The 11,610-nt window shown below is 68.5% G+C and carries 10 protein-coding genes and 1 pseudogene; 5 read left to right on the top strand and 6 right to left on the bottom strand.

Features of this window, described 5'->3' with window-relative positions; genetic code table 11:
• Positions 1-2: 2 nt before the first annotated feature.
• Positions 3-662 carry a pirin family protein gene (locus tag ACFYMC_RS00715; RefSeq protein ID WP_388516668.1) on the top strand — a complete coding sequence of 220 codons (660 nt, stop codon included), beginning with the start codon at positions 3-5 and terminating at the stop codon, positions 660-662.
• A 30-nt stretch (positions 663-692) separates the two neighbouring features.
• On the opposite strand, the gene ACFYMC_RS00720 is transcribed toward ACFYMC_RS00715, so the two are convergent.
• Together ACFYMC_RS00720 and ACFYMC_RS00725 are read right to left on the bottom strand one after the other, a co-directional pair.
• Positions 693-2,987 carry an N-acetylmuramoyl-L-alanine amidase gene (locus ACFYMC_RS00720; RefSeq protein ID WP_388517051.1) on the bottom strand — a complete coding sequence of 765 codons (2,295 nt, stop codon included), beginning with the start codon at positions 2,985-2,987 and terminating at the stop codon, positions 693-695.
• Between the two features lie 131 nt (positions 2,988-3,118).
• Complete coding sequence (locus tag ACFYMC_RS00725) at positions 3,119-3,946, bottom strand: serine hydrolase domain-containing protein (RefSeq protein ID WP_388516672.1); 828 nt, start codon at positions 3,944-3,946, stop codon at positions 3,119-3,121.
• A gap of 95 nt (positions 3,947-4,041) precedes the next feature.
• Between ACFYMC_RS00725 and ACFYMC_RS00730 the strand changes: the two genes are divergently transcribed.
• Both ACFYMC_RS00730 and ACFYMC_RS00735 read left to right on the top strand, forming a co-directional pair.
• On the top strand, positions 4,042-4,440 hold the full coding sequence (locus tag ACFYMC_RS00730; protein ID WP_388516675.1) for a MerR family transcriptional regulator: 399 nt from the start codon (positions 4,042-4,044) through the stop codon (positions 4,438-4,440).
• On the top strand, positions 4,437-5,453 hold the full coding sequence (locus tag ACFYMC_RS00735; RefSeq protein ID WP_388516678.1) for an aldo/keto reductase: 1,017 nt from the start codon (positions 4,437-4,439) through the stop codon (positions 5,451-5,453). The genes ACFYMC_RS00730 and ACFYMC_RS00735 overlap by 4 nt, the downstream gene beginning before the upstream one ends.
• A 20-nt stretch (positions 5,454-5,473) precedes the next feature.
• Here the strand turns inward: ACFYMC_RS00735 and ACFYMC_RS00740 are convergent, their stop codons facing one another.
• The 3 genes from ACFYMC_RS00740 to ACFYMC_RS00750 all read right to left on the bottom strand — a co-directional run bounded on the left by ACFYMC_RS00740 (position 5,474) and on the right by ACFYMC_RS00750 (position 8,429).
• Entirely contained in the window at positions 5,474-6,334 is an 861-nt protein-coding gene (locus tag ACFYMC_RS00740) for a DUF4429 domain-containing protein (protein ID WP_388516680.1), read from the bottom strand.
• 73 nt (positions 6,335-6,407) lie between these two features.
• Positions 6,408-7,646 (bottom strand): alpha/beta hydrolase, encoded by a 1,239-nt coding sequence (locus ACFYMC_RS00745; protein ID WP_388516683.1) that lies wholly within the window; start codon positions 7,644-7,646, stop codon positions 6,408-6,410.
• Between the two features lie 108 nt (positions 7,647-7,754).
• Positions 7,755-8,429 (bottom strand): TetR/AcrR family transcriptional regulator, encoded by a 675-nt coding sequence (locus ACFYMC_RS00750; RefSeq protein WP_388517054.1) that lies wholly within the window; start codon positions 8,427-8,429, stop codon positions 7,755-7,757.
• 90 nt (positions 8,430-8,519) lie between these two features.
• Between ACFYMC_RS00750 and ACFYMC_RS00755 the strand changes: the two are divergent.
• A pseudogene (locus tag ACFYMC_RS00755) lies at positions 8,520-10,123 on the top strand (MFS transporter).
• 250 nt (positions 10,124-10,373) lie between these two features.
• Positions 10,374-10,808, top strand: a complete 435-nt coding sequence (locus tag ACFYMC_RS00760; RefSeq protein ID WP_388517057.1) for a peptidase inhibitor family I36 protein — start codon at positions 10,374-10,376, stop codon at positions 10,806-10,808.
• Here ACFYMC_RS00760 and ACFYMC_RS00765 read toward each other — a convergent pair.
• Complete coding sequence (locus tag ACFYMC_RS00765; RefSeq protein ID WP_388516685.1) at positions 10,805-11,602, bottom strand: potassium channel family protein; 798 nt, start codon at positions 11,600-11,602, stop codon at positions 10,805-10,807. The two genes, ACFYMC_RS00760 and ACFYMC_RS00765, sit on opposite strands and share 4 nt — an antisense overlap.
• Positions 11,603-11,610 lie beyond the last annotated feature (8 nt).

Consider the following 11,610-nt stretch of genomic DNA (forward strand, 5'->3'; position numbering starts at 1 on the left):
ACATGATGGAAGTGCTGCGATCCGAGGACCGATACGTGGGCGGGGACGAGTCGGCGGGTATCGACTCGCGGCACGCGTTCTCCTTCGGAGGTTTCTACGATCCCGACAACCTCCGTTTCGGTCCCGTGCTGGCCTGCAACGAGGAACGCCTGGCACCCGGTGCGGCTTTCGACGAACACCCGCACAGCCATACCGAGATCGTCACCTGGGTGATCGAGGGCGAGCTGACGCATCGAGACAGTGCCGGTCACGCCAGCGTGGTGCGCCCCGGTGACCTGCAACGTCTCAGTTCCGCCACCGGTGTGCGGCATGTAGAACGCAACGACGGGGTCGTGGCCCTGCGCTTCGTGCAGATCTGGCTGGAGCCGCTGGAGCCGGGCGGCGAGCCGGACTACGAGCTCGTGCGTGGCCTCGCGGACGGGGCCTCTTATGCCGTGCCGGCAGCTGGGTCCGTCCTGTACGTGCGCCGGCTCGCCCCGGGGCAAAGCGCCGTGCTTCCGGCATCGCCACGCACGTATGTCCACGTGGTGCGCGGCGAGGTGGGCCTGGCCGGAGAGCAGCTCGGCCCCGGGGATTCGGCGCGGATCACCGGCGCCGGAGGGTCGCGGGCGGTGGCCATGGGCCGGTCCCCGGGGGAGCTGTTGGTGTGGGCGCTGCCCTGAGCAGCAGACCCGGCGCCGTTGCTGCGGGCGCTACTTCAGATAGACGATTCCGTCCGTGGTGATCGTCGGGCGTCCGCTGGTCCCGGTGACCACCACCTTCACCGTGTGGCTGGCGCTGCTGCTCCAGGTCTTGGAGTAGAACGCGTACCGGTACTTCACCGTGGAGGACTTCAGGTCGACCGTCTTGGTCTTCACACCGTCGAAGTAGACGTCGACCTGCCCGGAGTCGCTCGCCCGGGAGAAGACCAGCGCCACGGAGCGGCCGGTGAAGGTGTACGTCAGGCTCGCTCCTTTGGAGGAGCTGGAATAGGACTTACCGCCCAGGTAGCTGCTGTTGGAACGGGTGCTCCAGGAGCCGGACTTGACCGCGGAGGACTCCTGGACGATCACTGGGGTGCCGGCCACGGAGCTGGACGGGCTGTAGTTGCCGGCTTGGTCGTACGCCCGCATGTACCACCGGGTGGACTTCGCGGACGCGGCGGTGTGCGAGGCGCTGGTCGTCGTCGGGGCGTAGTACTTCACCAAGGGGCTGGTGAGCCGTACCTGTCGCAGGGCCTCGGCGTCGGTCGCCTTCCACCGAAGTCGGACGGGAACGGCGGTGGTTTCCACGGTGCCGGTGCGCAGCTCCAGCGAAGGCTTGCTGGTGAACTCCGGGGGATTGGTCTCGGCGATGACCGTGACGGCCGGAGAGCGCACGCTCTCACCGGACTGACTCGTGGCCCGCACCTCCACCTTGTGGCTGCCGAGGTCGAGCGTCGTCTGGGCGGAGGCGGCGCCGGCGCCGGCTTCGGCGACCTTGACTCCGTCGACCAACAGCTCGTATCCCTTGATCAGGGCGGCCGGAGTAGTGGTCGACCAACTGACGGTGATCTTGCCCTTGGTGTAGTAGGTGGTGCCGGACTTACCGGCACCCTGAACGGAGCTGACGATCAGTCCGTTGACGGCTCCGCCCGCCATGGTGCGGATCGCGGGCAGTTGTCCGTACAGGACGGTTCCGGGGCATTCGGTGGCGAAGCCGTCGCGGTGCCCCGAGATGCGCTTGAAGACCGCGGACTGGCCGTTGCTGAACTTGCCGTTGCTCAGGCCGGCGGTCAAGGTGGTGCTGCCCTCGGGGTCGTACTTGTACTGGCCGAGCTTCCAGGCCGCGACATGGGCGACTGCCTGCTTGGCGACGGCTTCGGCGTCCTCGGTGGTGTAACTGCCGATGACGGCGATGCCGGTGGTGTCGGTGTTGAAGCCGAGCGTGTGGGCGGCGGTGACGGGGCGATCCACACCGCCCTTGCGGCCCTCGAAGACGGTGCCGCACTTGTCGACGATGAAGTTGTAGCCGAGGTCCTTCCAGCCGTTGGACTTCACGTGCAGGGTGTGCAGGCCTCGCATGATCGCGGCGGAGTCGGCACAGCTGTACGCATTGGTCTGCGCGGTGTGGTGGACGAAGACCGCCTTGACTTCCTGGCCGTAGACCGGGTCCTCGTCGTTCATCGACTCGTCGGCGCCCCACTGGGAGCGGCTGACGATCGAGGGGCGTGGCACGCCGGAGACCGGTCCGGCGGTGGTGGTGGGAGAGGGGGAGGGGGCCGCGGTGGGGGGCTCGGGTGTGGGTGCGGGTTCGCTGACCTCGGGCGTGGGCGTGGTCGCGTCCGAGGTGGGCGTGCCGGCGTCCGGGGTGGGCGTGGCCGTCGCCACCTCGGGGCTCGGCTCCGGGGCTTCGGGGGTGGGAGCGGCGGGGTCCTCGGTGACCGTGGTGGGCTGGGACGGCTCGCTGCTGGCCGCGGGCAGTGCGAAGGCCGCGGGCTTGGCGCTGATCACTTGGGAAGTGCCGGGGTCGACCATGTCCAGGCGCATGCCGGCGGGGAGCGCGGACCCCTGGCCGCTCACCCGCACCTCGATCCCGTTGGAAGGACCGACCCACGCCGGCTCCGATGCGCCGCGCAGGCCGGGGCGCGGACCGTCGGATGCCGCCTCCCCTGAGGACTCCAGGGTGAGCCACCGTGACCACTGCCCGCTCTTGCGGGACTTCGTGCGCACCTGGATGGAGCCGTTCACCTTGGCGCGGTACTCGTCCCAGGACACCGCGAGCATGCTGAAGGGCTTGGTGTCGTCGTCCCGGTAGTTCGCCTCGGGGTGATCTTCGGAGACCTTCAGGGCTGCCGTGCGCAGGGCCGTCTTGACCGGTCTGTTCGGACTGGCGGAGCCCGCCGATCCGGAGCTCGTGCGGGTGGGCCCGCCGTCGAGGAATGAGCCCGAGCCGGCGACCCCCTGGAGGGCGAACACCCCCGTGACGCCTGCGGTGACGGCCGCGGCCGTCACCCAGATCTTGCGCATTCGCACTCTGAACACCCTGGTTCTCTCAAGTTGTGATGAGAACGGGAATCTAGCTATCCCAAGTGCGATCGGAATGTTGGATTTTTCGGTTGGAACCAGTCAGACCGGCACAGTTGGGCCTGTGAAGTGCGTCACTCCCCGCCGTGCACCCTGAGTTCGGCGAGCACCGCGTCGGTGAAGGGCGGCCACGCCTGAACGGCCCAGGGACCAAAAGCACGGTCCGTCAACGCCACACAGGCCGCCCGTGCTTCCGGGTCCACCCACAGGAAGGTGCCGGACTGGCCGAAGTGGCCGAACGTGCGGGGGGAGGAGGTAGCGCCCGTCCAGTGCGGGAACTTGCCATCCCGGATCTCCACACCCAACCCCCAGTCGTTGGGCGACTGGTGGCCGTACCCGGGAAGTACGCCCTTGAGCCCCGGGTGTACGACCTCGGTGGCGCTGGCGACCGTCCGGGGGTCGAGCAGTCGGGGTGCCTGGAGTTCGGCGGCGAAACGGACGAGGTCGCTCACGCAGGACACGCCGTCCCTGGCCGGAGAGCCCTCCAGGGCGGTGGCGGTCATGCCCAGGGGTTCGAAGACGGCCTCGCGGAGGTACTCGGCGAAGGGGATGCCAGAGGCCTTCGCGATGTGGTCGCCGAGTTCCTCGAACCCCGCGTTGGAGTACAGGCGGCGCTCCCCTGGAGCAGCCACCACACGGTGCTCGTCGAAGGCCAGACCGCTGGTGTGGGCGAGCAGGTGGCGAACGGTGGAACCCTCGGGCCCGGCCGGCTCGTCGAGTTCGATCGCCCCCTCCTCGTACGCCACGAGTGCGGCGTAGGCGGTGAGGGGCTTCGTCACCGAAGCCAGCGGAAACCGGTGGTCGACCGGGCCGTGGGTGCCGACGATCGTGCCGTCGGCACGCACGACGGCTGCCGCTGCGATCGGTACCGGCCAGTTGTCGATGATCCGCAAGCTGTCCATGGAGCTGAGCCTACCGGCGCCTTCACGGCCGCATCCGGGTGCATCGGCCCGGTGCGCTTGCTTGGAGTGCACTCAAGGGTTTTAGCGTGGAGGGCATGAGCCTGACGCAGACCCGGTACACGATCAGCGAGGTGGCGGAGATAACCGGACTGAGTGCGCACACGCTGCGCTGGTACGAGCGGATCGGGCTGATGCCCCTGGTGGACCGCTCACACTCCGGACAGCGCCGGTTCCACGACAAGGACCTGGAGTGGCTCGGTTTCGTGGGGAAACTGCGCATGACCGGCATGCCGGTGGCGGACATGGTGCGCTACGCGGAACTGGTGCGCGAGGGTGCCCACACCGTTGGTGAGCGCCGGGAACTGCTGGAGAGCACGCGTCGGGACGTGCGGGCCCGGATAGCCGAACTCCAGGAAACGCTGTCCGTACTCGACTACAAGATCGACATCTACACCGGTGCTGCACAGGCACCCGGAAAGGCGCAGAACTCATGACCGAAGGCAAGATCGCGCGGGTGCAGCTCGGTACCGGCGGCCCGTTGGTCGGCGTGCAGGGGCTCGGCTGCATGGGAATGAGCGAGTTCTACGGGCAGACGGACGTCGGCGCCGCCCATGACACCCTCCACGCCGCACTGGAGGCGGGCGTCACGCTCTTCGACACAGCAGACATCTACGGTCGCGGGGCCAACGAGGAATTCCTGGCCCCCTTCCTCGCCGATCACCGGGACGAGGTAGTCCTGGCCACCAAGTACGCCGTGGTGCGCACCGAGGACCCACACGCCCGCTCGGTGCGAAACGACCCTGCCTACATCCGTGAGGCCGTCGAGAGGAGTCTGCGGCGGCTTGGCATCGACACCATCGACCTCTACTACATGCACCGGCGCGACCCTTCGGTGCCGTTCGCCGAATCGGTGGGTGCCATGGCCGAACTCGTCACCGAGGGTAAGGTGCGGTACCTGGGTCTGAGCGAGGTCACCGGCCCTGAACTGCGGGAGGCACATGAGGTGCACCCGATCGCCGCCCTCCAGTCCGAATGGTCGCTGTTCAGTCGTGACGTGGAGCACAGTGCGGTCGGGGCCGCGGCGGAACTCGGCGTGGCCTTCGTGCCGTACTCGCCGCTGGGGCGCGGATTCCTGACGGGATCCTTCGCAGATGCCGGCAAGGATCTCTCCGACAGTGACTTCCGTCAGTACCAGCCGCGCTTCACCGGCCAGAACGCCCGGGCCAACACCGCACTGTTGGAAGAGGTGCGCAAGGTCGCCGGCGCCCACGGAGCCACTCCGGCGCAGATCGCCCTGGCGTGGGTGCAACAGCGGGCGCAGGTGCACGGCCTGCCCGTGGTGCCGATCCCCGGTACCCGCAAGCGCAGCCGACTGATGGAGAACACGGCTGCGACCCGGATCGTCCTCACTCCACAGGAACTGGCCCTGCTGGAGCCACTCGCCTCCCAGGTAGCCGGCGACCGCTACGCGGACATGTCCTTCACCGCCGTGGACCGCGAGCGCTGAGCCCCCGGGAGTAGCGCGGCTCAGAGTTCGGCGAGCAACTGCGCCTTCTTCGAGGTGAACTCGTCGTCGGTGAGCAGCCCGGCTCCGTGCAGATCGCCCAGGTGCCGGATCCGGTCGGCGATGTCCGCCGGATCCCGCCGGGCCGCCGGTACGGCCGTGACCGGGACAGCGGGCCCGCGCTCACGCACCGCGTGGAGCACGGCGGCGGCGAACGGCAGGGACTCGTGCACCGGGCATCCCATGCCGATCACCACCGCTGCCGGGTCCTGGTCGGGTGCCGAAACGGGTAGTACTCCCGCGTCCGCCCGCCGTAGCAAGCGCAGATGTCCGCCTCGTGCCCCGGGGGCGCGCCACTCGACCCCGCTGAGTTCGACCAGCGGGAAACACTGGTCCCCGGCCTTCCACTTCGCCGTGGAGGCCCCCGTCCGTGACCAGCGGAAGCGGACCTCGGTGCCGTCGAAGGTGGCCTTCGCGTCGTACGCCTTGAACTGCATCGGGCCCTGCGGTGCGTCGACCAGGAATCGCGCGGCCGGTTCGGTGACCTCCGGTCCGATCCGAGAGCGCAGCCGCTCGACCGCGAGTTCGGCGTCCCCGGCACGTTCGACCGGCAACACCAGCCGGTAGGGATCGCAGTCGTCCTTGAGTTGCCCGGCTGCCGCCTCCATCAGCGGATCCGCTCCCTGACGGGGGACTGCGTGCAGCACGATGCTGTGACGGCGGCCAGGGGTCAGCGACACCCCGGCCAACGCATCGAACGGGACGTGGCGTTCGCCCAACGCGTTCCACAGTCGTGGTGTGCGGATCCCTCGTTCGAAGCGGATGAGCACCGAGTCCGAGTGGAACTCCCAGGCGGCTTGATTTCCGGCCAGCACATCACCCATGTGGCTCATCGTATGCGGCGAGGGCCCGAACGTCGCCCCGGATGCGTGGGGTGATTTTCCGGCGATACCCGTGTCACTGCCCCGTTGGGCCGTAAATTCCCCTGCGACAGGTGTCTTCGGCGCCCGCACAGCTCACTGATTCAAAGGAACCCACGCCAATCCTGGCGAAGTTGGTGACGGATTCCGTTCCTGGCTCAAAATAGCCGGCGTGCCCATGCGATCCGGCCGCGGACAGCACCCTGGCACCGAATTCCGGTTCCACCGGATCGGCCCCGTGTCCCAGGCCGCCCACCATCAGGTAGGGCACGTCCGCGATCCAGTCGTCCGCCGACCGCACCGCCCAGACCCGGGCCTGGGTCCGCAGCGCGGTGACACTTGGTGTGCGCATTCCGGGGCTGCCCGCCACCACCAGGTCCGTCACCCGGGCGGGAAGGTGGTGCGCGGCTACTCCGCAGACCACAGAGCCGTAACTGTGGCAGAACAGTGCGGTGGTGGACCGGTCGGGAAGTGCCCCCAGCAGGGACTCCAAACGCAGCGCCCCGTCTGTCGCGAGCCGTCCGGTGGCGGCGTCCATGCCGATCCCCTCCGGAGCTGTGTAGTCCGCCCAGGCGATGACCGCGGTCCGTAGGTTCGGTGCCGCGGCGCGTTCCGCCGCGTAGAGTGCGCTGGCCATGCCGGCCGTGGCGGTGTAGCGGCGGGCGCTCTTCTCGAAGGAGAGCACATCGGTGTCGACACCCGGCACGACCACGGACACGCGCTCGGCGCTTTGGAGGTCACCGAAGACCTCGGCGACCCGCCCACCTCCGGTGGGGTCGAAGGCGAGTACCTGCCTGTTGACCTTCTGCAGGGCAGCGAAGCGATGGGTGCGGCGCACCGCTTCACGCAGGCCTGAGGGCGTGAGTCGGCGGTCGTGGGTGCGTCGCAACTCCGCGCGGTGGGCCAGGGCCAGGGCACGGCGGTTGGCTCGGTAGCGCAGGTCGATCGGGACGCCGTCGAGGTTGCCGACGACCAGGGGATGCCGGGTCACCAGACGCAGTCGGTCGCCGAGGGGGAGGGTGGCGAAGAAGCGGGCGACATCGGAGGCGGAGCTACCGGGCCCCGGCAAAGGGCCGCCGTTGCTGCGGTCCGCAGCCCAGGCCGCTCGGGCTGCCTCACGCGGGGTGTCCATGAAGCGGTCGTGCGGCAGGGCGCTCCACCCGGTGGTGGCGAGCATGACGAGGACCACGCCCAGTGCGAGCAGGGTGCGCCCGATACGGGAGGCCGCCGAGGCGGCGGAGGGGGCGCTGGAGGGTGTGGTGCCGATGGAATTCACTGCCGGACACCCTAAGAGACCTGACGGTGCGTCGCAGCAGTGCGTGACCAGCCTCACGCCCGGTCAGGGGCTTCCCTGGATTTTCCGGTCATTTGCCCGCACGGGCGGCTACAATCCGTGCCCGCTCGGTTTCCGCCAGTCCGCGGCCAGCGCCGGGCCGAGGTGATCCAGGTAGGCCGCGGTCATCTGGCGGATCGCTTCGACGCTGAAGTCCGCGCCTTGGCCCCAGAGTCGACCTGTCACCCGCATGACGCCAGTGAAGGAGGCGACTGCGACTCGGGGGCGCGGGTCGGTGTCGACGTCCAGACCCTCGCGATCGGCGACGATGCGGGCGATCCGTTCCTCCAGTTCGGCAGAGCGTCGCAGGTGGACCGCCAGCAGGGCCGGCGTCGACTCGATCATCTGGTACGTCCGCATGTACAGCTCCACGGGGATCAGTTCGGTGATCGCCTCGCCGATCGTGTCCCAGGAGCACAGGACGGCATTGCGCATCGCGGTCAGTGGACCCTCGGCGGCCGGGCGGGAGCTGAGCTCCGAGACGAACCGAGACTCCACGAGGTCCTGCACTTCGAAGGCGGCCTCTTCCTTGTTGGCGAAGTACCGGAAGAAGGTGCGCTGCGAGACGTGGACGGACTCGGCGATCTCATCGACGGTCGTCTGCTCATATCCCTGGGTGGTGAACAGGGTTAGGGCCGCGCGCAGGAGTGCGTCACGGGTGCGCTGCTTCTTCCGTTCGCGCAGGCCGGAGGGGATGGCGGACAAAGAAGGCGGCCGTTGGGTCATCACCGGGGCACCCTACCGGGGGGCGACGGGCGCGTTACCGGTCCGAGAACCCGATTGTTGGTGTCAGTCGCTGTCACTATCTTCTTGCGCATGACCAGTCAGATCTCCCTCGCGGACGACGCGCTGCCCAAGCCACCCGCCCCCGGCCAGCCGGACAGGTTCCGCGGACATCCCTGGCTCACGCTGTGGGCCGTGGCAGCCGGCGTCATGATGGTCGCCCTCGACGGCACGATCGTGGCGATAGCCAACCCCGCGATCCAGCAGGACCTCGGTGCCACCCTCGCGGACGTCCAGTGGATAACCAACGGCTACCTGTTGGCCCTCGCCGTCGCTCTGATCACCGCCGGGAAGTTGGGTGACCGCTTCGGGCACCGCCAGACCTTCCTCGTGGGTATCGCCGGATTCGCCCTGGCGTCCGGAGCCATCGGCCTGTCCGACAGTGTGGCCCTGGTGGTCGGTTTCCGGGTGGCCCAAGGTCTCTTCGGCGCCCTGTTGATGCCCGCGGCACTCGGTCTCCTGCGGGCGACCTTCCCCGCCGAAAGGCTCAACATGGCCATCGGGATCTGGGGCATGGTCATCGGCGCCTCCACCGCCGGTGGCCCGATCCTCGGCGGCGTCCTCGTCGAACATGTCAGCTGGCAGTCCGTGTTCTTCATCAACGTGCCGGTGGGCGTGCTCGCGCTGGCCTTCGGGCTCCTGGTGCTTAAGGACCACCGCGCCGAGAACGCCCCGAGATCCTTCGACGTCCTGGGCATACTGCTGCTCTCCGTCGGCATGTTCGCCCTGGTCTGGGCCCTCATCAAGGCCCCCGCCTGGGGTTGGGGGGATGCCCGTACCCTGCTGTTCGCAGGTGGATCGCTGCTGGCCTTCGCGCTCTTCGCGGTCTGGGAGACCCAGGTCCGCGAGCCGCTCGTTCCGCTGGGCATGTTCCGCTCCGTGCCACTGTCGGCAGGCACCGTCCTGATGGTCCTGATGGCTTTCGGCTTCATGGGGAGCCTCTTCTTCGTCACCTTCTACCTGCAGAACGTGCACGGCATGAGCCCGGTCGACAGCGGGCTGCACCTGCTGCCGCTGACGGCGATGATGATCGTGGGGTCCCCGGCTGCGGGTGCCCTGATCACCAGGATGGGGCCGCGGATCCCCTTGTCGCGGGCATGGTGCTCACCGCTGCCTCCATGTTCGGGATGGCGCAACTGACCGCCGGCAGCAGCACGCTGACCATGTCGTTGTGGTTCATGGGTCTCGGCCTGGGGCTCGCCCCTGTCATGGTCGGTGCCACCGAGGTCATCGTCGGCAACGCCCCCCTGGAACTCTCCGGGGTGGCCGGAGGGCTCCAGCAGGCCGCCATGCAGGTTGGCGGAAGCCTTGGCACAGCCGTCCTCGGCGCCGTCATGGCCAGCCGGGTCGACGGCGTGTTCACCGCGAACTGGGCGCGGGCGGGTCTACCGGCTCTGGCGCCCGAACAGCGGGAACTCGCCCAGGGCGGCGTGCAGGTCGGTATTGCTCCGGTGCCGCCGGGTACCCCCGAGGCGGTGGCCGAAGTGATCACCAAGGTGGCCCACGACACGTTCGTCTCGGGCATGGGCCTGGCTTTCACGGTCGCGGGCGTCGTCGCGACCGTTGCGGTGGCCGTCGCCGGTTTCACCAAGAGCGGCAGGAACGCCGCCGTGGCAGCGGGGGGCGCGCACCTGTGACGCGGAGCCGGACGGGCCTGCGGTGCACGGGCTCCATGCGCGGGCGCCGGACGCTTCGGTGAGTCATGGCACGCGGCGTCCGAGTGGGGCCGTGAGGAGGCTTCGCCTGTTCGGGTGAAGTCGCCAGAAAGGTCTATCGTCACGCTGAGTAATCAGTGCAGGGTGGAGATAGTCGATCCGACCTGAACCGAAGGGCGGGTCCTTCTCCTGCGGGGGTTGATCTCTGATGCGTAACGACACTTCCACGCCCATGGCGCGCTCTGGCGCTCCGCGCACGTCCCGGCCGTCCGCAGCGCCGAGTGCCCGGACTCCGAGCCTCCTTTCGGCGGCGTGCGCTGCGTTCTTCCTGGCCGCCGCCATCTTGCTCCCCGGCTCGGCGCAGGCCGCGACGCCGGCGACCGCACTGGGCAAGTGCGCCACCGGCCAGCTGTGCCTGTGGGCGAAGTCGGAGTTCCGGGGTAAACGCCAGGTCCATGAGCTCAGCGGGGTCGATGTGGAGAGCTGCACACCGCTGGCACCGGGGACCTCGGCCCAGGCGCTGGCCAATCGCACCGGCCGGTCGGTGACCACCTACCAGTCAGCCGAGTGCGCTGAGACCGGCGAATTTCAGACCTATCCAGGCGACGGCGTCTGGCTTCCCCAATCGCCCTATCAGGTGAGGGCTTTCAAGGTGTGGGAGGACTAGCGAGGTGGTCCTGAGCCCTCGGAGTCGACCACCAAGGATGGTTGCGGCGGAACCACAGGACCCGGTGCCTCCGCTCCGGACAGTCGCGCAACTTCGCAACGCAGGGCTTGGACCTCCTCCACCAAGGCCGTGATCGCGGCGGTCTGCCGTCGCTCCTCCATATCGTCGCGCTCGAACCGTGAGATGAACCACGCGGCGATGTTCGCTGTGACCACACCGAGAAGAGCGATACCAGAGAGCATCAGGCCGACGGCGAGTATCCGACCCAGGCCTGTCTTGGGGGCGAGGTCGCCGTAGCCCACCGTGGTCATGGTGGTGAAGGACCACCACACCGCATCGCCCAAGGTCTTGATGTTGCCGTCAGGGGCGTCCCGCTCCACGCTCAACACGGCGAGTGAGCCGAACATCATCAGACCTACCACTGAACCGGCCACATAGGTCGTGAGCTGTATCTGTGGTGCCATGCGCGCCCGGCGACCCACGAGCAGGAGGGTGGAGACCAGCCGCAACAGTCGCAGGGGCTGGATCATCGGCAGGAGCACGGCAAGCAGGTCGAGCCAATGGGTGCGGACGAACCGTCGACGCGCGGGGGCCAAGGTGAAGCGCACGAGGTAGTCCACCGCGAAGGCACCCCAGACGACCCACTCGGTCAGCGTGCAGGCCCTGTGTACGACGCGGCTGGCATCCGGGAAGACGATCGGCACGGTGTAGGCGATGGTGAAGGCCATGGCGAGAGCGAGCAGCGGAGTTTGACTGTGGCGCTCCCAGCGTTGCTGAGTGGGCAGGTCTTTCATGCCCCGCA

The organism is Streptomyces sp. NPDC006879 (assembly GCF_042869595.1).
GTDB lineage: Bacteria > Actinomycetota > Actinomycetes > Streptomycetales > Streptomycetaceae > Streptomyces.